Source organism: Bradyrhizobium sp. CCBAU 53351 (assembly GCF_015291745.1).
Classification (GTDB): domain Bacteria; phylum Pseudomonadota; class Alphaproteobacteria; order Rhizobiales; family Xanthobacteraceae; genus Bradyrhizobium.
Window position 1 is genome coordinate 935,483 of the sequence record NZ_CP030059.1, and the last position, 19,518, is coordinate 955,000.

Here is a 19,518-nt window from a genome sequence, read left to right on the forward strand (position 1 = left end):
GACGGAAGACAAGGAGACGTCGCTACGGCTTCTTGCCGAGCTGTCCGTGCTGCCGGCCGAAGTCGGGCGCCGCCGAATCCTGGCCGATCTCGACGATGCCGCGGCGGATGGCGCGCGTGCGGGTGAAGTGGTCGAACAGCGCCTCGCCGTCGCCGCGGCGGATGGCGCGCGTGAGCTTGGCGAGATCCTCGGTGAAGGTGCCGAGCATCTCCAGCACGGCCTCCTTGTTGGCGAGGAAGACGTCGCGCCACATCGTCGGGTCGGAGGCCGCGATGCGGGTGAAATCGCGGAAGCCGCCGGCGGAGAACTTGATCACCTCTGACTCTGTCACCTGCGCCAGCTCGTCGGCGGTGCCGACGATGGTGTAGGCGATCAGATGCGGCAGATGGCTGGTGATGGCGAGCACGAGATCGTGGTGATCCGGCGTCATGACCTCGACCTTGGCGCCCATCGCCGCCCAGAACGCGCGCAGGCGATCGGTGGCTGCGGCATCGACGCCTTCGGGCGGCGTGAGAATGCACCAGCGGTTGATGAAGAGCTCGGGGAAACCTGAATCCGGCCCCGAATGCTCGGTGCCCGCGACGGGATGCGCCGGCACGAAATGAACGGTCTTCGGCAGATGTGGCGCCATGTCCCTGACGATCGCACCCTTGACCGAGCCGACATCGGACACGATCGCGCCGGGCTTGAGATGCGTGGCAATCTCCTGCGCCACCGGCCCGCAGGCGCCGACGGGAATGCAGAGGATGACGAGATCGGCATCCTTCACGGCTTCCGCATTGGTCGCGACGACCCGATCGACGATGCCGAGCTCCATCACCCGCGCGCGGGTCTTCTCGGAGCGCGCGGTGGTGACGATCTCGCCCGCCAGCCCCTGAAGCTTCGCAGCGCGCGCGATCGAGCCGCCGATCAGGCCGAAGCCGATCAGCGCGACGCGCTGGAAGTGCGTCTGCTCGCTCATTTGCCGGCCATGAAGTCGCGCAAGGCGTCGACCACGAGGCGATTGGCCTCCTCGGTGCCGATGGTCATGCGCAGCGAATGCGGCAGGCCGTAGTTCTTCAACGCGCGCAGCACGAGGCCGCGCTTGGTGAGGAAGGCGTCGGCGTCGTCAGCTGTCCTGCCCTTCTCGGTTGGGAAGTGGATCAGCACGAAATTGGCGACGCTCGGCGTCACCTTCAGCCCGAGCTTGCCGATCTCCTCGGTCAGCCAATTGCGCCAGGTCTCGGTGAACTGCTTCGACATCGCCTGGTGCGCGGTGTCCTCGATCGCGGCGACCGCGGCATACATCGCCGGCGTCGACACGTTGAAGGGCCCGCGGATGCGGTTGACGGCGTCGATGATGTGCTCGGGGCCGAACATCCAGCCGATGCGCAGCGCGGCGAGGCCGTGGATCTTGGAGAAGGTGTGCGTCACCACCGTGTTCTCGGTGGTGGCGACCAGCTCGATCCCCATTTCATAGTCGTTGCGAGACACGTAGTCGCAATAGGCGGCATCCAGCACCAGCAGCACGTGCGAGGGCAGGCCGGCGCGCAGCCGCTTGACCTCGTCGAACGGCACATAGGTGCCGGTCGGATTGTTGGGGTTGGCGAGCCAGACCAGTTTCGTGCGGGGCGTCACCGCCTTGAGGATGGCGTCGACGTCACAGGTGAGGTTGGTCTCCTGCGCGACGACGTTCTTGGCGCCGACCGCCATGGTCGCGATCGGGTAGACCAGGAAGCCGTGGGTGGTCGAGATCGCCTCGTCGCCGTGGCTGAGATAGGTGTGGGCCAGCAGATTGAGGATCTCGTCCGAGCCGGCGCCGCAGATGATCCGGTTGGGATCGAGCCCGAACGAGCGGCCGATCGCCTCGCGCAGCACGCGCGAGGTTCCTTCCGGATAGTCTTCCAGGTGATCCGCGACGCGCCTGAAGGCTTCGATCGCCTTGGGCGAGGGCCCGAACGGTGTTTCGTTGGCGGAGAGCTTGAACACCTTGCGGCCCGGCTCGGCGACCGGGCTCTTGCCGGGCGTGTAGGGCGCAATATCGAGAATGCCGGGATTCGGCACGGGGCGGGACATCTTGAACTCCGAAAATGGCGGGGCGGGCGCGCGGTTTACGATTTCGCCCCGGTCGGGGGCACCGTATAGCGCGTTGCGTGGCTGCCGACGAGGGCCACAGAGCGCACCGAGGCCCCCGCCTCGATCAGGGCAGCCCTGATTTTGTCGATGCTGGTCGCGCTCGTGACCGAGACCAGGAGCGCTGCGCCGTCGAAGGCGGTGTCGGGCACCGCCACGATCTCGGCGAGCGGCGACAGCGCGCGCGCGACCTCCGCGTTCCAGCCGGACACGCGGACACTGAAGGTCTCGACCTCGGTCACCAGGGCGCTGTCGGCGACGCGCGAGATCGCGAACACCGGCAGGGCGGCCGGATGGTCGGCACGCTCGATGAAGGGCATCCGCGCGATGATCTTCGGCGCGCCGTCCGCTTCCAGCTCCAGCCACCACGGCGTGCGGCTCGAGGTTGCCGAGACCATTGCCAAATCGCCCTTGGATTTCGCCACCGCCTCGACCGCGGCCTGCGCGCTGAAATGGGCGACGTAAGGCACCGTGAAGCCGAAATTGAAGCGCACGGAATCGCGCATCGCCGCCTCGCTGGCCGAGATGTCGGCATGCACGGAGAACGGCGCCTGCACATAGGTGAAGGTCGAGATGATGACGCGCCAGATGCTCTCGACCGTGTCGAGCGGCAGGATGCCGCGATGGCGCTGCACGAGCTCGCGCATCATGGATGCCTCGCGCGCCGGGCGGAACGCCGAGCCGACCTCCTGGGTCTGCTTGACCTGGATCAGGCGGTCGATGATGTCGCCGCGCTGCATCAACAGGCGGTGCATGCCCTCGTCGATCGCGTCGATCTCCTTGCGCAGTTCCTGCAGCGATGGTGGCGCGGGCGGACGTTGGGACATGTCTGGCTGTCGATCGTTCCGATGGGGAATGCCCTGATTAGGCAGTCGGAGCGGCGAAAGCAAAGAGAAATGACGTCCTTTTCGTCCCGCGCGACAGAGGCGAATTGAACCGATCCGGGCCGCGACTTGACGAAAACCGCCCAAGACGGTAGTTTTCATCCGTTCCGTGGTCATTTGAGCCGGCCGGCTTGCAGCCACGTTAAAAAACTCGCTAAACAGGCCGGGGACGCTTCCGATCCCGGCCGAACCTATCGTTCAGGCCGGGTTTTTCATGGCCTGATGCAAGTGGCGATCAAGGTTTGATCGCGAACGAGGTCGATGGTCAGATGGGTGGCGTCAAGTCGATACCGAGTCCTGCGATCAGCGCCGACGAGCGATCGCACGAGGTGGATCATCCGAGCTCGCAGGTCGCGCATTTCGGCAGCGAGCAGCCGCTGCGGCTCGATTGCGGCGTCGATCTCTCCCCGTTCCAGATCGCTTATCAGACCTATGGCGAGCTCAACGCCGATCGCTCCAACGCAATTCTGATCTGCCATGCGCTGACCGGCGATCAGCATGTCGCCAATGTGCATCCCGTCACCGGCAAGCCCGGTTGGTGGGAGACGCTGGTCGGCCCCGGCCGCCCGATCGATCCCAAGCACTACTTCATCATCTGCTCCAACGTGATCGGCGGCTGCATGGGCTCGACCGGGCCGGCGTCGATCAATCCCGCCACCGGCAAGGTCTGGGGTCTCGAGTTTCCCGTCATCACGATTCCGGACATGGTGCGCGCGCAGGCGATGCTGATCGACCGGCTCGGCATCGACACGCTGTTTGCGGTGGTCGGCGGCTCGATGGGCGGCATGCAGGTGCTGCAATGGACCGCGGCCTATCCCGCCCGCGTGTTCTCCGCGCTGGCGATCGCGTGCGCGACGCGGCACTCGGCGCAGAACATCGCCTTCCACGAGCTCGGCCGCCAGGCCGTGATGGCCGATCCCGATTGGCACGGCGGCGGCTATGCCGATCACGGCATCCATCCGCATCGCGGGCTCGCGGTGGCGCGCATGGCGGCGCATATCACCTATCTCTCGGACGCGGCGCTGCATCGCAAGTTCGGCCGGCGCATGCAGGACCGCGAGCTGCCGACCTTCTCGTTCGACGCCGACTTCCAGGTCGAGTCCTACCTGCGCTACCAGGGCTCTTCTTTCGTCGAACGCTTCGATGCCAATGCCTATCTCTATCTGACCCGCGCGATGGACTATTTCGACATCGCCGCCGACCATGGCGGCGTGCTCGCAAAGGCGTTCGCGGATATCAAGACCCGCTTCTGCGTCGTCTCCTTCACCAGCGACTGGCTGTTTCCGACCTCGGAATCGCGCGCGCTGGTGCATGCGCTGAACGCGTCGAGCGCGCGGGTGTCGTTCGCCGAGATCGAGACCGATCGCGGCCATGACGCCTTCTTGCTCGACGTTCCCGAATTCTTCGACATCTCCCGCGCCTTCCTGCAATCGGCAGGCAAGGCCCGCGGGCTGAAGGATAGCTAGCATGTCTGCGCAGGACGTATTGCCGCTGGGCGGCGTTGCGACCGGACGGTCCGGTGATTTTCGCGCCGATCATCGGCTGGTCGCCGAAATGGTCAAGCCAGGCTCGAAGGTGCTCGACGTCGGTTGCGGCGAGGGCGACCTGCTTCAGCTCCTGGAGACCCGCGGCATCGACGGCCGCGGCATCGAGCTGTCGCGCGAGGGCGTCAACCGCTGCGTCGCCAAGGGCCTTGCGGTGGTGCAGGGCGATGCCGACACCGATCTCGTCAATTATCCCGATGACGCCTTCGACTACGTGATCCTGTCGCAGACGCTGCAGGCGACGCGGCAGCCGCGGGTGGTGCTGGAGAATCTGCTGCGCATCGGCCGCCGCGCTATCGTGTCGTTCCCGAATTTCGGCTTCTGGAAGATGCGGCTCCAGCTCCTGATCGGCGGCCACATGCCGCGCACCGAGAATTTGCCGGCGACCTGGTACGACACCGCCAACATCCATTTCTGCACCATCAAGGATTTCGTCGAGCTCTGCGACGAGATCAACGTCAAGATGGAGCGTTCGGTGGCGCTCGATCTCTACGGCCGTCCGGTGCCCTTGAACCTGCCCTGGTGGGTGTGGAACATGTTCGGCGAGCAGGGCGTGTTTCTGCTGAGCCGCGGCGGGGGGAAGTAGTCTCTCTCCGTCATTCCGGGGCGCGCGAAGCGCGAGCCAGGATGCGCAATTGCGCATTCGAGATTCCATCGTGCAACACTGCCCGCTGCCCGATGGAGTCCGGGCCTGCGCCTCCGGCGCATCCCGGAACGACAGCTAGTGTGGGGCCAGCGACCTCGGGTCGCGTACTGGCCAGCGTCCCGCTTCCACCAGCGTCACGAACCGTGCCACCGTTTCGTTGAACAGCGCGGGCTCTTCGAGATTGAGCACGTGGCCGGACTTCGGAAACATCGCGAGTCCCGCCGCGGGAAGGTGCTTCTTCAGGAACAGGCTCGCGCCGACGCAGGGATCGTCCTCATCACCGCAGATGATCAGTGCCGGCGTCGCTGCGGCGCGGATCGCGTCCGTCATCGTAAAGATCGAGGGGCGGCCGCCCTGGAAGCCGCGCATCGTGCGCGCCGAGCCTTTGGCGTCGTGCCGTGCCAGCGCGGCGTAGAAATCGGCGTGGCCGCGCGGATCCTTCACCAGGAAGGGAATCCGGCTCGGCGCCTCGCGCGTGACTTTTGCCACTTCCACCGATCCCAGCGTCTCGAACTGCTCGGCATTGGCGCGGCACTGCTTGCGCCAAACCTCCAAATTCTCGAGCTCCGAACCCGAGCCGACGCCGGCCAGCGTCATCGAGAGCGCGCGCTGTGGCGCGTTCAATCCGATCTGGAGTGACGAGTAGGCGCCCATCGACAGGCCGACGAGATGCGCGCGATCGATCTTGAGATGATCGAGCACGGCGAGCGCGTCGCTGTAAAAATGCGTGTAGCTGTAGACCTCGCCCTCGGGCACGTCCGACGGCGTGTAGCCGCGTGCCGAATAGGTGATGCAGCGGTGGCTGCGCGAGAAGTAACGCATCTGCGGCTCCCAATTGGTGTAGTCGGCCGCGAACTCGTGCAGAAAAATGATCGGCGCTCCCAGACCCGCCTCTTCGAAATAGATGCGGACGTCGTCCCTGGTCGTGGCGTGGGGCATTAACCGTTTCCCTCTCTTCAAGCCGCCTTTGCAGGATCGCAGTTAATGCTGTTGTCCGCAATGCGGCAGCATTGGGCCAGTGCCAGCGCAAAATCATCGCAGCTATTCGCAGGCTATTGGCGTCTTTTTCTCGCCACATCCGGCGGCTTAACGGCCAGACGGATGTCGGCTCTTGCACAGGCCGATGGGAAGTGGGGTGTCAACGAAGGATGAAGAATGTTTGAGTTGCTTGCGTCTCGCCTGTCGCGTTGTGTTGTCGCGCTGGCGATCTTCTCCGCGGCATTTGCCGCATTCGCTTCTCCGGCTTCAGCGCGGCCGCATCATCGTCATAGCGCAGAGCGGCACGCTTACGTGCACCACGCCAGACATCATCATTACCGCCACCATGCCCGCAGCTCGCGCTTCGAGCGCAGCGCGGCGCAGTTGCAGGCGAGCGGGTTCGGTGGCACTTTTGCCAGCTATGATCCGAACACCAACAGCCCCGGCGTTGCCATGAGCGGCAATGGAGGAACGATCATCACCGGCGGCGGTCGAATGATCACGCGCGCAAGCCGTCGCGCGGCGATGAGCGCGAACGGCGGCATGGCGAATGACGCCACGAGCAGCGGTGGCTTTGGTGGCGGATCGGGCCTCGTCTCCGAGGCGCGGCGCTACATCGGCGGCAATCCGACCGGGCGCGGCAGGCTGTGGTGCGCGCGCTTCATGAATATGGTGCTGGAGCATACCGGCCATAAGGGCTCAGGCTCCGACATGGCGAGCTCGTTCGCCCGCTATGGCACGCGCGTCTCCGGTCCGCAGGTCGGCGCCATCGCGGTGATGTCGCGCGGCGGCCGTGGCGGCCATGTCGGCATCATCACCGGCGTCGACGCGCAGGGCAATCCGATCATGATCTCCGGCAACAACGGCAACCGCGTCCGCGAGGCACCGGTCTCGCGCGGCAAGATCTATGCGTATGTGATGCCGAATTGAGAAGGTGTCGTAGGGTGGCTTAGCGAAGCGTAATCCACCAACTTCGTTCGGTGATCGACGAAGCATGGTGGATTACGCTGAGCGACTGCACTTCGCGCAGCCGCTCAGCTAATCCACCCTACGGCCGCGGCGTTAGCTCACAGCAGCTTCGGCTCTTCCACCGCGACCGCGTCGCCGATACCGATCTCCCCGCCTTCGACCACCTCGGCGTAGATGCCGCAGTCCATGTGGCCGAGATGGCGCGAGAGCGTGGGCGGGATCTCGAGATCGCGCTTGGCCGTCACTGGATCCACATTGGTGGCGGGGCAGCGGACGATGCGCTTGACCACCTTCAGCCGCGCCTGCCCGATCGCAAGCGTCTGGCCGACGAGGTCGAGCTCCGACCAAGCCGGCCAGCCCTTGACGTAGAGATTGGCGCGGAAGCGCAAGGGATGCACGGCGGTACCGCCCAGCATGGTCTCGATGGCGCGGACGCTGCCGAGATTGATGATGGAGACCACCTTGCGGGCGACGTCGGAGAAGCTGTGGTCCCGGCCGGACAGCAGCTTCGGCGGGCCCTTCAGCTCCGGCTGAAAATTCTCCGCGAAATAGCGCTCGATCGCGGCACGCCCGGCGGCCGTCTCGAGGTCCCCGCTGGCGACGATCTGGCCGTCCTTGCGGATCGTCAGCACATTGGTGGCGTCGTCGAAGCGGCTGTCGAGCTGCGCCAGCCGCTCATTGCGCGCGAGCATCAGGAACTGGATCTTCGGCTTCCACTCGGGCTGCTCGGGATTAAAGCCGCTCGGGCCGTTCTCGATGGCGTAGCGCCGGTCGGCGGGCAGGGTCTGGCCTGTCCGCAAGGGGGCGCGGCGCAGGGGCTCCGGCGTAAGGCCCTTGATGGGGTAGCGGTAGAGGCCGGTGATCTCGGCGGTCTGGCTGGCTGACTTTGCGACAGGGGTCATGCCGTTACTTAAGGGATTCGCCCTGTCCCCGCCAAGCCGCCGCTCCAGCGCACGAAATTGTGAAGGCGCCTCTTTCGCACCCGCAACCTGCTTCCCACATCTGCCTCAGGCCGGCGGCAACGGCGGTCAATGACGACCGTTACCGGTTGAGAAACGTCAATGCGGTAATCGGAAACCCAATGAAGATGCCGTTTGGGGTGCCTTAGAGGGCCCCGAGGGCAGGCCGAGGGACAGAAAAGATGAATATTGAGAAATATACCGAACGCTCCAGGGGCTTCATCCAGTCCGCGCAGTCGCTCGCGATGCGCGAGGGGCACCAGCAGTTCTCCACCCTGCATGTGCTGAAGGTCCTCTTGGACGACAATGAAGGGCTGGCTTCCGGCCTGATCGACCGCGCCGGCGGCAATTCCCGTGCAATTCTCAAGGCGACCGAGGAGGCCCTCGGCAAGGTGCCGAAGGTCTCCGGCGGCGGCGCCGGCCAGATCTATCTGGCGCCCGAGCTCGCTCGCACCTTCGACGCGGCTGAGAAGGCCGGCGAGAAGGCCGGCGACAGCTTCGTCACCGTCGAGCGGCTGCTGCTCGGGCTCACGCTGGAGAAGACCAGCGAGGCCGGCACGATCCTGAACAAGGGCGGCGTCACCCCGCAAAACCTCAACGCCGCGATCGAGGCGCTGCGCAAGGGCCGCACCGCGGACTCGGCGACTGCCGAGAACGCCTATGATGCCCTGAAGAAATATGCCCGCGACCTGACCCAGGCGGCGCGCGACGGCAAGCTCGATCCGGTCATCGGCCGTGACGAGGAGATCCGTCGCACGATTCAAGTGCTCTCGCGCCGGACCAAGAACAATCCCGTCCTGATCGGCGAGCCCGGCGTCGGCAAGACGGCCATCGCGGAAGGCCTTGCGCTGCGCATCGTCAATGGCGACGTGCCGGAGAGCCTGAAGGACAAGAAGCTGCTGTCGCTCGATCTCGGCTCGCTGATCGCCGGCGCGAAGTATCGCGGCGAGTTCGAGGAACGGCTGAAGGCCGTGCTCCAGGAGGTCACCGGCAGCGAGGGCAACTTCATCCTGTTCATCGACGAGATGCACACGCTGATCGGCGCGGGCAAGGGCGACGGCGCGATGGACGCCTCCAACCTGCTCAAGCCGGCGCTCGCCCGCGGCGAGCTGCACTGCATCGGCGCGACCACGCTCGACGAATACCAGAAGCACGTCGAGAAGGACGCCGCGCTGGCGCGGCGCTTCCAGCCGATTTTCGTCAGCGAGCCGTCGGTCGAGGACACCATCTCGATCCTGCGTGGCCTCAAGGACAAGTACGAGCAGCACCACGGCGTGCGGATCACCGATTCCGCGCTCGTGGCGGCGACGACGCTGTCTAACCGCTACATCACCGACCGCTTCCTGCCCGACAAGGCGATCGACCTGATGGACGAGGCTGCGGCCCGGCTGAAGATGCAGGTCGATTCCAAGCCGGAAGAGCTGGATTCGCTCGACCGCGAGATCATCCGGCTCAAGATCGAGCAGGAGGCGTTGAAGAAGGAGAGCGATCTCGGCTCCAAGTCACGGCTCCAGACGTTGGAGAAGGACCTTGCCGAGCTCGAGGAGAAGTCGGCGGCGCTGACGGCGCGCTGGAGCGCGGAGAAGAACAAGCTCTCCGATGCCCAGAAGCTGAAGGCGGAGCTCGACGGTTTGCGGGTGGAGCTCGCCAATGCGCAGCGGCGCGGCGAATTTCAGAAGGCCGGCGAGCTCGCCTATGGCCGGATCCCGCAGCTCGAGAAGCAGCTGGCCGATATCGAGGCGAAAGAGAACTCAGGCGAGATGATGGAGGAGGCGGTCACCGCCAACCACATCGCGCAGGTGGTCTCGCGCTGGACCGGCGTGCCCGTCGACAAGATGCTGGAAGGCGAGAAGGAGAAGCTCCTGAAGATGGAGGAGCAACTGGGACAACGCGTCGTCGGCCAGGCCGAGGCCGTGCGTGCGGTCGCAACCGCCGTGCGCCGTTCGCGCGCCGGCCTGCAGGACCCGAATCGTCCCACCGGCTCGTTCATGTTCTTAGGCCCCACCGGCGTCGGCAAGACCGAGCTGACCAAAGCTTTGGCGGAGTACCTGTTCAACGACGAGACCGCGATGGTTCGCCTCGACATGTCCGAATACATGGAGAAGCACTCGGTCTCGCGGCTGATCGGCGCACCTCCGGGCTATGTCGGCTATGACGAGGGCGGCGCGCTCACCGAGGCGGTGCGGCGCCGGCCTTACCAGGTCGTGCTGTTCGACGAGATCGAGAAGGCGCATCCTGACGTCTTCAACGTCCTGTTGCAGGTGCTCGACGACGGCCGCCTGACCGACGGCCAGGGCCGCACCGTCGACTTCCGCAACACGCTGATCATCATGACCTCGAACCTCGGTTCGGAATTCCTGGTGAACCAGCCGGAGGGTGAGGACACCTCGGCCGTGCGCGAGCAGGTGATGGGAATGGTGCGCGGGCATTTCCGCCCCGAATTCCTCAACCGCGTCGACGAGATCATCCTGTTCCATCGCCTGCAGCGCAGCGAGATGGGCCGGATCGTCGAGATCCAGTTCGCGCGGCTGCAGAAGCTCCTGACCGATCGCAAGATCGTGCTGACCCTCGACGCTGCCGGCCGCGACTGGCTCGCCGCCAAGGGCTGGGATCCCGCCTACGGCGCAAGGCCGCTGAAGCGCGTGATCCAGCGTCACCTCCAGGACCCGCTCGCCGAGATGATCCTGGCCGGCGACGTCAGGGACGGCGATGCCGTTGCGATCTCCTCCGAAGGCAACGTGCTGACCTTCAACGGCAAGGCACCGCAGACAGCCGAGATTGCGCAGTTCGAGGCGCCAGTGGCGAAACGCAAGTTGAACTGAATGCGGGTGTTCGAAGCCTGAAACGACAAACCGCCCCGGAGAGGTCAGCCTCTCGGGGGCGGTTTTTTGCAGGGCCGTTCGCAGGCTCACTGCACGCGCCGGAGCCCGCACAGCGCGTGCTGTCGCCCGCATGGGGTGTTGACGTTGACCTCGCGCCACACGTCGGTAGCTGGTTTACCCGTGGACACGATACGCCTCCGCTGGCCCGAGGCACCTTCGCGGACCTGCGGTTGCTGGGCCTTGTATCGCGCCACGACGCGCGGCCCCGCCGGCAGGCGGGAACGCGCCGAGGCTATTTCTTGGCCACCTTGTAGATCGCGTTCTCGACGTCCGACGAGAAGTAGACCACCCCCGTCGCCCCGACGGCCACGCCCGTCGGAATGTTCGTCGGCAATCCGCCCGGCGCGCCCGGCAGCCCGATCGGCAGATTGGCCGCGATCTCCGTCACCTTGCCGCTCTCCGGCGCGATCGCGATCAGTCGCTTGGCGCCGGCTTCCGCGACGATCAGCGTGCCGTCGCTGCCGCGCGCGATTCCTTCGGGCATCTTCAGCTCCTTGGCGACCACTGTCTTTTCGCCGTTGCCGTCGATCCGGGACACGGTGCCTGCAAAGGCCTCGGTGACATAGACCTCGTCGGTCTTGCCACGGACGAGCCCGACCGGGCCTTCGAGGTCGCCAATCAGCGTGGTGCGGTCCTTGCCGTGCTCGCCGCTCACCTTGACCAGCGATTTGGTGCCGAGCTCGGCGACCAGGATGCTGCCGTCAGCGAGCACGACCGCGTCGTGCGGCGCCTTGAAGCCGTGCAGCATGTCGCGCGTCGCGCCGGTCTTGGCGTCGATCACCTGCACGGTGCCGGTGAACCAGCTCGACAGCACCACGTCGTTGCCCTGCGCCGTCGCGCTCATCGGATATTCGAGCGTGGTGCCGGCGGCGTGCATGCGCGCTTTCTCGGTGACCTCGCCGGTCGCGCCGTCCACCGTGCGGTATGCGAACACGTCGGCGACGTGGATCGTATCCTTGCCGTTCTCGCTAGTGACGCCGATGCCGCCGGGCAGCGCGAGCTTGCCGATGATGATCTGCTTGGACTGGCCGGTCGCGGGATCGACCTCCTGAATGCCGTTGTCGGCCATGTTGGAGACGTAGATGCGGTCCTTGTCGTCGATCGCGAGATTGTCCAGCGACGGCTTGAGCTGCGCGACCATGGTCTTGGCGCCCGATTTGGGATCGACCCGGACGAGCTGGCCGAGCGCGGTGTCGACGACCCAGAGATTGCCCTTGGAATCGAAATTCACTGCGGCCGGGACCTTGAAGCCGTCGGCAACGACGGTCAGCTCGGCCTTGTCGACGTCGACCTTGGCGACCTGGCCCTTGAACCAGAGCGGACCGTAGAGCTTGTCGTCGGGACCGAACTCGAAGCCGTTGAGGCCGCCCATCTTCTCCATGATCTGGCGCGGCGGCTTGGTGCCCTCGATGTCGATCTCGTAGAGCGTGTCGCCGAGGAAGACGGTGGTGGCATAGAGCCTGCCGTCCTTGCGGAAAGCGAGCGAGTTGATGCCGGGAAGGCCGCTCGCGAGCTTCTTGATCGGGCCATCGCCCTTGCGCGAATAGAGATCGCCGGTCAAAAATCCGGTCCAGGCCATGGTGCCGTCAGGGGCGAACGCGATGTCGTCGGCCATGCCCACCGGGGAAGGGATTGCAACCTTGGCGGTACCGGCGGAGATGTCGACCTCGTAGAGCGCCGCGCCGGCGACGCTGCCGGCAAACAGATGGCCGGCCTTGTCGACACCGAGCCCGTGCACGCCATGGAATGCCGAGCCGGGAACGAGTTTTGTCACTTCCCAACCGTCGGCTGACGCGCTCGACGCGGTGAAAAACGCAGCGACGAAGGCTGCGCAGGCGAGCCTGTTCTTCATGGCGAGACCTCCCGTTTTTTGGAAAGTATTCGCTCCTCACGGCGCTTTGGCAAACGAAACTTGACGTTGTGACGTGGCGAAGTAGCCTTGCGCGATCAACGCAGAGTCGTGTCGTGTTTGGAGATGTCCAGCCGATGTCGGCGGGCTGCCAGCTTACCGGTTGGCGGCTTACCGGTTAGTGACTTGCAGCGGGCCGCCGGTGGCGTCCGACATGCGGGCGATAGCGCCGCCGCGGCCGCTCATCATGCCCTCGAGCCGGTCGCGCTCCTTCTCGAAGCTTGCGAGCATCGGGCCTTCGAGCGACCGGCCGCGCGGCAGCTTCACGCGCATCGGGTCGACGAAGCGGTTGTTGACCAGGATCTCGTAGTGGACGTGCGGGCCGGTCGACTGGCCGGTCGAGCCGACGAAACCGATCACCTGGCCCTGACGCACCTTCTTGCCGGCTTCCATGCCCTTGGCGAAGGCCGACATGTGGCCGTAGGCGGTCTCGTAGCCGTTGGAATGCTTGATGCGGATGTACTTGCCGTAGCCGCCCTCGGGGCCGGCCTTCTCGATCACGCCGTTGCCGGAGGCGAAGATCGGCGTGCCGTAGGCGGTGGCCCAGTCGACGCCAGTGTGCATCTTCACATAGCCGAGGATCGGGTGGCGGCGGCCGCCGAAGCCGGAGCGCATGATGGCGTTGTTGACCGGCTTTCTGACCAGGAACTTCTTCGCGCTCTTGCCGGTCTCGTCATAGTAGTCGACGACGCCGTCGTCGGGGCTCTGGTAGCGGTAGTATTTCTTGGTCTCGCCGCCGACGGTGAGGGAGGCGAACAGCACGTCGTTCTTTTCGCTCGACGCCACGCCCTCGTCTTCGCCGGCATAGAACACGTCGAAGGAATCGCCCGGCTGCACCTTGCGCTGGAAATCGACGTCGTAGGAGTAGATCTTGATCATGTCCTCGATGACAGGCATCGGGACCTTGTTGCGCATCGCGGTCTCGTAGATGCTCTGGTACAGCCGCACGCCGGAGCCGTCATCGTCGTCATCGTCGTCGCTGTTGGCGCTGGCCGCAGCGTCCGCGACGGTGTTCATGCTGGAGACGTCGACCGCGACGTATTTGCCGAGATCGGACAGCGCCGCGATCGCCTCGACCATGGTTTCGTTTGCAACCACGACGCGATAGGGCTGCAGGCGGGCGCCGGGGCTTGCGGGCGCCATCAAAATGCGGAGCTTCTCGCCTTCCTTGAGGCCGCCGTCGCGGCCGCGGGGCCCGAGCGTCGCGGTGATCGCCTTGATCTCGTCGGCGGTCGCGCCGAGATCGCGCAGCACGCCAGCGACGCTGTCGCCCTTCTTGACCAGATGGACGCGTTCGCCGTTGGGATTGCCGCCGGTGATCTGCTCCTTGGTCTTGGGCAGCAGCGTGACGTTTTCCGGCACCACGCGCGTCTCGAAGCCGGCATAGGGATCGGACGGCGAGGCCTCGGCGGCGTAGGCAGTCCTGATGTCGGAGGGGCCGGTCGCGCCGGAGATGTCGGCGGCGGCGTTGGCGAGCGAGGCGTAGCGCACCCCGCCATTGCCGCGCCAATTAGCGGCGTCGCGCACCCGCATCAGGATGTCGTCGAGCGCCACCACGGCGGAAATCTTCGCCTTCGGCAGCACCGGCGACAAGTCCTTGGTGACGAAGGAGACCTCCGCGTCGGGCTCGACGGCTTCCGGATTGTTGGGGTCTTCCGCGGCCGTCTTCGGATCGGAGCCGACATCGGTGAGCAGGCGCTGGGCGTTGAACGGCGGAATTTTCGCCGACAGATCGCTCGTCGTCATCGACAGATTGCCGGCGATCCGGACGAAGGGCCGCACCCGCATCACGTCGCGGTTGCCGACGCGGGCGACCGTGGAGACGCGGACGATGTTGCGCGACGCCGTGGATTCGCTCGGCGGCGGCAGGCGGTCGCTCTTGTGCAGCGTGGCAGCGCGATCGGCTGCGCCGAAGGCCCCGCGCAGCGCGCCCTCGACCCGCTCCGGCACCTTGGCGAAGGTCATCTCGCCGTCGAGCGATGCGAAAACGGCGCCGCCGATCAGGGCTGCGCCGCAGAGTCCGGTCAGAATCGTGCCGCTGAACCATTGCACCGAGACGCGGCGGCGGTCGATCACGGCGGCTTCAGAACCGTCGACGGACAGCGGCGGCTCGTGGCCGAGATCGATGATCCCGGTCTCACGCCCGTAAGCGCCGCGTGACGTCCTGTGGTTCACTCAAGTCCCCCAATCAACGACCCAAGAAGCCCGGTTCGAACCTTGTCCGTGTCGCCCTCTTGAAGGGGCATCGCCGGAAAAAGGCAAGCCGCACAGTCGTTCGCGCTCAGAAGACCCCGCGAGGGGCCCGGCCGAAATTACGAACAGCTGAACGGAAAAAGCGCTCTCGATGTCTCTCGAATGTCCGGGGAAGGCCGCGTCATCTGCAAGATCGCCTTCCTCTGACCCCATGAAAACCGCCGGCAGCCCCCACTGGCACCCCCGCGATTCAAGCTTGTCTCTTATCAGAACGCCGCGGGATTGTGGCTCAAGTACGGCGTCTATCATGGAAAAAGTTTCCTGAATGACAGGCCGTAAAAGCCCGGTCTGAGGGGGGAGCAAAGCTAGGCCCGGGCCGAGCGGCTGATCCGGCCAGGTCTCTGGCCGTGGATTGCCGGGCCGCTTCTGGACCCGCCCCGCCAAGGTAAGCGGGGCGCCGGGGGAGGGGGAGGCGAAGGGCCCGGGAAGGGGGCCCTGGAGCGCCCTCCGGAGCCCGCCGGCGCGCAAACTTTTTTTCAGATTTTTTCCGGCGCGGGCGCCGACGTCGCGTCCCGCGCCTCGCTAATAGGCTGGAATTGCAGGAATTTTCGCGACGATCCACTGTGCGACGTTTTGTTGACGATTGGCGTTGACAGCCCGGAAGGTGGGGCCTATAACCCCAACCACTGAGCGCGGCGCCGCCGGGTCACTGACCAAGGCGAGCGAACGCGCCACTGATGCTCCTCACTTTGTTGAGTGACACAACAGCCGACACAAGTCGGTTGGAGTTCATTCATCGTCGGTAAGGGTGTCGGTACCCTTCCTGAGGGAAGGTTGAGGCCTCCACGGTCTCGGGCTGTTTGACAAGTGAAGATGAAGAAAGAGAAACGTGGACGGCGGAGTCCTTGCGGGTCTCGCATCTAGAAAGCTTCGGCTTTTTGGATCGGGACCGGACGAAAGACTTCGGCGGTACACGTTTTAAAGGAAACACCATCGTTGCCAGCGATGTGAATCGCGGGCAGCTCGGCGGCTTCGGTCGTCGGAAAAATGGTGGGACCTCGTCAAACGTTGTGATCAGCCGGTTCAAAGTTCAAGTCCAACTTGAGAGTTTGATCCTGGCTCAGAGCGAACGCTGGCGGCAGGCTTAACACATGCAAGTCGAGCGGGCGTAGCAATACGTCAGCGGCAGACGGGTGAGTAACGCGTGGGAACGTACCTTTTGGTTCGGAACAACACAGGGAAACTTGTGCTAATACCGGATAAGCCCTTACGGGGAAAGATTTATCGCCGAAAGATCGGCCCGCGTCTGATTAGCTAGTTGGTAGGGTAATGGCCTACCAAGGCGACGATCAGTAGCTGGTCTGAGAGGATGATCAGCCACATTGGGACTGAGACACGGCCCAAACTCCTACGGGAGGCAGCAGTGGGGAATATTGGACAATGGGGGCAACCCTGATCCAGCCATGCCGCGTGAGTGATGAAGGCCCTAGGGTTGTAAAGCTCTTTTGTGCGGGAAGATAATGACGGTACCGCAAGAATAAGCCCCGGCTAACTTCGTGCCAGCAGCCGCGGTAATACGAAGGGGGCTAGCGTTGCTCGGAATCACTGGGCGTAAAGGGTGCGTAGGCGGGTCTTTAAGTCAGGGGTGAAATCCTGGAGCTCAACTCCAGAACTGCCTTTGATACTGAAGATCTTGAGTTCGGGAGAGGTGAGTGGAACTGCGAGTGTAGAGGTGAAATTCGTAGATATTCGCAAGAACACCAGTGGCGAAGGCGGCTCACTGGCCCGATACTGACGCTGAGGCACGAAAGCGTGGGGAGCAAACAGGATTAGATACCCTGGTAGTCCACGCCGTAAACGATGAATGCCAGCCGTTAGTGGGTTTACTCACTAGTGGCGCAGCTAACGCTTTAAGCATTCCGCCTGGGGAGTACGGTCGCAAGATTAAAACTCAAAGGAATTGACGGGGGCCCGCACAAGCGGTGGAGCATGTGGTTTAATTCGACGCAACGCGCAGAACCTTACCAGCCCTTGACATGTCCAGGACCGGTCGCAGAGATGTGACCTTCTCTTCGGAGCCTGGAGCACAGGTGCTGCATGGCTGTCGTCAGCTCGTGTCGTGAGATGTTGGGTTAAGTCCCGCAACGAGCGCAACCCCCGTCCTTAGTTGCTACCATTTAGTTGAGCACTCTAAGGAGACTGCCGGTGATAAGCCGCGAGGAAGGTGGGGATGACGTCAAGTCCTCATGGCCCTTACGGGCTGGGCTACACACGTGCTACAATGGCGGTGACAATGGGATGCTAAGGGGCGACCCTTCGCAAATCTCAAAAAGCCGTCTCAGTTCGGATTGGGCTCTGCAACTCGAGCCCATGAAGTTGGAATCGCTAGTAATCGTGGATCAGCACGCCACGGTGAATACGTTCCCGGGCCTTGTACACACCGCCCGTCACACCATGGGAGTTGGTTTTACCTGAAGACGGTGCGCTAACCCGCAAGGGAGGCAGCCGGCCACGGTAGGGTCAGCGACTGGGGTGAAGTCGTAACAAGGTAGCCGTAGGGGAACCTGCGGCTGGATCACCTCCTTTCTAAGGATGGTTCTTCAGAAGCTTGCTTCTATCGAACCGTTTTAGAAACATCAGTGGCCAACAGATCGCCAGATCGTTGAGCTGCATTGGCGGGATTTCGCCGTCTTCGTTTCTCTTTCTTCGCGGACGAACACGCGCTGGGGCTGCAGGCTTGCAGAATCCCTGGTCCTTAACAGGATATGCGTTAGGGGCTTGTAGCTCAGTTGGTTAGAGCGCGCGCTTGATAAGCGTGAGGTCGGAAGTTCAAGTCTTCCCAGGCCCACCACTTTCATCGAGTGAGCATTCGTCTTCTGGTTACGGGGCCATAGCTCAGCTGGGAGAGCGCGTGCTTTGCAAGCATGAGGTCGTCGGTTCGATCCCGTCTGGCTCCACCAGATGGTTTGATCACCGAGATCTTGTACCGTCGTCCGCGAAACATCACTTCGCACTTACTAGTCTGGATAGACAGTAAGCTGCGTGATTTCTGACATCGTAAAGAGGAGATCGATCCGAGTTGGATCGTGCGGCAAGCAATTGCCACGCGAGACTTCATTATCTCCGGATCATTTTCGGCGCTCGACGCTGACCGCAAGGTTGGCTGCGAGTTGTAAAATGATCCTTTTAGCGAAGCTTGACCGCCTCGCTATCGGAACGATCTTACGAAGCAAGCTGGTCTTTCTAGTCAATGTCCGGCTGTACGTAGCATTCATCGAGGGTGCGCGCCGCAAGGCAATCGTACAGACAACATTCTGCCGAGTGTGTGGACATTGATAATGAGAGCAATCAAGTGCCTTAAGGGTGTTCGGTGGATGCCTTGGCGCTGAGAGGCGATGAAGGACGTGCTACGCTGCGATAAGCCGTGGGGAGCTGCGAAGAAGCTTTGATCCGCGGATTTCCGAATGGGGAAACCCACCTTCGATAGCCGGAACTCCAAGACCTTGTGTCTTGGTGTTCGACCAGAAATGATCGGGACCATAACCGCGAGGTTTTGGATTTCCGGTTATCAAGAGAAGGTATGAGACTTCTGAATACATAGGAGGTTTCAAGCAAACCCAGGGAACTGAAACATCTAAGTACCTGGAGGAAAGGACATCAACAGAGACTCCGTTAGTAGTGGCGAGCGAACGCGGACCAGGCCAGTGATACATCAAAGACAATCGGAACCAGTCAGGAAAGCTGGGCCTCAGAGGGTGATAGCCCCGTACGAGTAATGCGATGATGTATCCACGAGTAAGGCGGGACACGTGAAATCCTGTCTGAACGCGGGGGGACCACCCTCCAAGCCTAAGTACTCCTCAGCGACCGATAGTGAACCAGTACCGTGAGGGAAAGGTGAAAAGCACCCCGACGAGGGGAGTGAAATAGACCTGAAACCGGACACCTACAAACAGATGGAGCCCAAGATACGTTCTGGGTGACATCGTACCTTTTGTATTATGGGCCAGCGACTTAATTTAACGAGCAAGCTTAAGCCGATAGGCGAAGGCGTAGCGAAAGCGAGTCTGAATAGGGCGTCAAGTTCGTTGTATTAGACCCGAAACCTAGTGATCTAGCCATGAGCAGGTTGAAGGTGAGGTAACACTCACTGGAGGACCGAACGGGTGCCTGTTGAAAAAGGCTCCGATGACTTGTGGTTAGGGGTGAAAGGCCAATCAAACTGGGAAATAGCTGGTTCTCCGCGAAAGATATTTAGGTATCGCCTCGGATGAATACCTCAGGGGGTAGAGCACTGGATGGGCTAGGGGGACTTACCGTCTTACCAAACCCAACCAAACTCCGAATACCTGAGAGTACTATCCGGGAGTCACACGGCGGGTGCTAACGTCCGTCGTGGAGAGGGAAACAACCCGGACCTACAGCTAAGGCCCCTAATTCGT

The 19,518-nt window shown here is 63.3% G+C and carries 11 protein-coding genes, 2 tRNA genes, 2 rRNA genes and 1 riboswitch (1 of these 16 running past the window's edge); of the genes, 8 read left to right on the forward strand and 7 right to left on the reverse strand.

Going from position 1 to position 19,518, the window contains the following annotated elements:
• Positions 1-22: 22 nt before the first annotated feature.
• Genes XH83_RS04470 through XH83_RS04480 form a run of 3 tightly spaced genes read right to left on the reverse strand, consistent with a single transcriptional unit; the run spans position 23 to position 2,939 of the window.
• Entirely contained in the window at positions 23-961 is a 939-nt protein-coding gene (locus tag XH83_RS04470; protein ID WP_194405861.1) for a prephenate/arogenate dehydrogenase family protein, read from the reverse strand.
• A complete protein-coding gene (gene hisC, locus XH83_RS04475; protein ID WP_194405862.1) occupies positions 958-2,055 on the reverse strand; it encodes a histidinol-phosphate transaminase in 1,098 nt (365 codons plus the stop codon). Before hisC ends, XH83_RS04470 begins: the two co-directional genes overlap by 4 nt.
• Before the next feature lie 35 nt (positions 2,056-2,090).
• Positions 2,091-2,939 (reverse strand): chorismate mutase, encoded by an 849-nt coding sequence (locus tag XH83_RS04480; RefSeq protein ID WP_194405863.1) that lies wholly within the window; start codon positions 2,937-2,939, stop codon positions 2,091-2,093.
• Positions 2,940-3,095: 156 nt separating this feature from the next.
• Positions 3,096-3,175, forward strand: a riboswitch (SAM riboswitch).
• 90 nt (positions 3,176-3,265) lie between these two features.
• Here XH83_RS04480 and XH83_RS04485 point away from each other — a divergent pair.
• Both XH83_RS04485 and metW read left to right on the forward strand, forming a co-directional pair.
• On the forward strand, positions 3,266-4,462 hold the full coding sequence (locus XH83_RS04485) for a homoserine O-acetyltransferase (protein ID WP_194405864.1): 1,197 nt from the start codon (positions 3,266-3,268) through the stop codon (positions 4,460-4,462).
• A gap of 1 nt (position 4,463) precedes the next feature.
• Positions 4,464-5,126 (forward strand): methionine biosynthesis protein MetW, encoded by a 663-nt coding sequence (gene metW / locus XH83_RS04490; RefSeq protein WP_194405865.1) that lies wholly within the window; start codon positions 4,464-4,466, stop codon positions 5,124-5,126.
• A gap of 135 nt (positions 5,127-5,261) precedes the next feature.
• Here metW and XH83_RS04495 read toward each other — a convergent pair whose 3' ends face one another.
• Positions 5,262-6,125 carry an alpha/beta fold hydrolase gene (locus XH83_RS04495; RefSeq protein ID WP_194405866.1) on the reverse strand — a complete coding sequence of 288 codons (864 nt, stop codon included), beginning with the start codon at positions 6,123-6,125 and terminating at the stop codon, positions 5,262-5,264.
• A 216-nt stretch (positions 6,126-6,341) separates the two neighbouring features.
• Here XH83_RS04495 and XH83_RS04500 point away from each other — a divergent pair, with 216 nt between their 5' ends.
• Entirely contained in the window at positions 6,342-7,094 is a 753-nt protein-coding gene (locus tag XH83_RS04500) for a TIGR02594 family protein (protein ID WP_194405867.1), read from the forward strand.
• A 137-nt stretch (positions 7,095-7,231) separates the two neighbouring features.
• Here XH83_RS04500 and XH83_RS04505 read toward each other — a convergent pair whose 3' ends face one another.
• Positions 7,232-8,035 (reverse strand): MOSC domain-containing protein, encoded by an 804-nt coding sequence (locus XH83_RS04505; protein ID WP_194405868.1) that lies wholly within the window; start codon positions 8,033-8,035, stop codon positions 7,232-7,234.
• A gap of 239 nt (positions 8,036-8,274) precedes the next feature.
• On the opposite strand from XH83_RS04505, the gene clpB reads away from it, so the two are divergent.
• On the forward strand, positions 8,275-10,914 hold the full coding sequence (gene clpB / locus XH83_RS04510; RefSeq protein WP_194405869.1) for an ATP-dependent chaperone ClpB: 2,640 nt from the start codon (positions 8,275-8,277) through the stop codon (positions 10,912-10,914).
• A 292-nt stretch (positions 10,915-11,206) separates the two neighbouring features.
• On the opposite strand, the gene XH83_RS04515 is transcribed toward clpB, so the two are convergent.
• Together XH83_RS04515 and XH83_RS04520 are read right to left on the reverse strand one after the other, a co-directional pair.
• Positions 11,207-12,826 carry a hypothetical protein gene (locus XH83_RS04515; protein ID WP_194405870.1) on the reverse strand — a complete coding sequence of 540 codons (1,620 nt, stop codon included), beginning with the start codon at positions 12,824-12,826 and terminating at the stop codon, positions 11,207-11,209.
• A 168-nt stretch (positions 12,827-12,994) separates the two neighbouring features.
• Complete coding sequence (locus XH83_RS04520) at positions 12,995-15,058, reverse strand: M23 family metallopeptidase (RefSeq protein WP_194405871.1); 2,064 nt, start codon at positions 15,056-15,058, stop codon at positions 12,995-12,997.
• A gap of 1,115 nt (positions 15,059-16,173) precedes the next feature.
• On the opposite strand from XH83_RS04520, the gene XH83_RS04525 reads away from it, so the two are divergent.
• From XH83_RS04525 to XH83_RS04540, 4 genes are all read left to right on the forward strand, one after another.
• Positions 16,174-17,662: ribosomal RNA gene (locus XH83_RS04525) — 16S ribosomal RNA — on the forward strand.
• Between the two features lie 188 nt (positions 17,663-17,850).
• Positions 17,851-17,927, forward strand: a tRNA-Ile gene (locus XH83_RS04530).
• Between the two features lie 33 nt (positions 17,928-17,960).
• Positions 17,961-18,036, forward strand: a tRNA-Ala gene (locus XH83_RS04535).
• 386 nt (positions 18,037-18,422) lie between these two features.
• Positions 18,423-19,518, forward strand: a 23S ribosomal RNA gene (locus tag XH83_RS04540); it runs 1,750 nt beyond the window's last position.
• Together the 16S and 23S rRNA genes with 2 tRNA genes alongside form the textbook arrangement of a ribosomal RNA operon.

Bases quoted from the DNA above. Each gene is read 5' to 3' on its own strand.
- XH83_RS04470 (WP_194405861.1), bottom strand. From the start codon at position 961: ATGAGCGAGCAGACGCACTTCCAGCGCGTCGCGCTGATCGGCTTCGGC.
- hisC (WP_194405862.1), bottom strand. From the start codon at position 2,055: ATGTCCCGCCCCGTGCCGAATCCCGGCATTCTCGATATTGCGCCCTAC.
- XH83_RS04480 (WP_194405863.1), bottom strand. From the start codon at position 2,939: ATGTCCCAACGTCCGCCCGCGCCACCATCGCTGCAGGAACTGCGCAAG.
- XH83_RS04485 (WP_194405864.1), top strand. From the start codon at position 3,266: ATGGGTGGCGTCAAGTCGATACCGAGTCCTGCGATCAGCGCCGACGAG.
- metW (WP_194405865.1), top strand. From the start codon at position 4,464: ATGTCTGCGCAGGACGTATTGCCGCTGGGCGGCGTTGCGACCGGACGG.
- XH83_RS04495 (WP_194405866.1), bottom strand. From the start codon at position 6,125: ATGCCCCACGCCACGACCAGGGACGACGTCCGCATCTATTTCGAAGAG.
- XH83_RS04500 (WP_194405867.1), top strand. From the start codon at position 6,342: ATGTTTGAGTTGCTTGCGTCTCGCCTGTCGCGTTGTGTTGTCGCGCTG.
- XH83_RS04505 (WP_194405868.1), bottom strand. From the start codon at position 8,035: ATGACCCCTGTCGCAAAGTCAGCCAGCCAGACCGCCGAGATCACCGGC.
- clpB (WP_194405869.1), top strand. From the start codon at position 8,275: ATGAATATTGAGAAATATACCGAACGCTCCAGGGGCTTCATCCAGTCC.
- XH83_RS04515 (WP_194405870.1), bottom strand. From the start codon at position 12,826: ATGAAGAACAGGCTCGCCTGCGCAGCCTTCGTCGCTGCGTTTTTCACC.